At 61.3% G+C, this 457-nt stretch carries 1 protein-coding gene; it reads right to left on the bottom strand.

The genetic code is table 11. From position 1 onward, the window contains the following. On the bottom strand, window positions 1-375 hold a 375-nt coding region (locus tag ACWTU8_RS32610), incomplete at its 3' end, for an FAD-dependent oxidoreductase (RefSeq protein WP_455851350.1). Window positions 376-457 lie beyond the last annotated feature (82 nt).

Here is a 457-nt window from a genome sequence, read left to right as displayed (position 1 = left end):
GCGATAGGGCGACCTTTTGGTGTGCAGTTCGAAGCGATCGTTGATCGGCGAGTTTGTGGCGACGACGGCAGTCGCCGCTTCGACCACACCACCGTTTTCCGTCGAGACGCGCACTCCGCCCTCCGGCAATTCCTCAACGGAGATCACGGGGCTGTTGGCGAAGATGCGTCCACCTTTGTCGCGGATTGCCGTGGACAATCCCCGGAGATATCGCAGTGGATGGAACGTCGCCTGATTGGCGTAACGAAGCACAGGCGCCTTCCCGAAACCTTTGAGCGGCACGCCGGTGACCAGTTCAGCGGCCGCGCCAACCTTTTGTGCCGCCTCGAATTCCTCCTGTCGCTGATCGCGGGCCGCCTTGAGGTCCACCCCCATCGCCGGAAACAGGAAGGCGTCCAACCTGCGGAAATTACAATCGATCCCCGACTCGGCAACGTTCTTTTCGATGCGCGCTACC

It is taken from the genome of Mesorhizobium sp. BHbdii, assembly GCF_053848045.1.
This window is presented reverse-complemented; position numbering and strand designations above follow the sequence as displayed.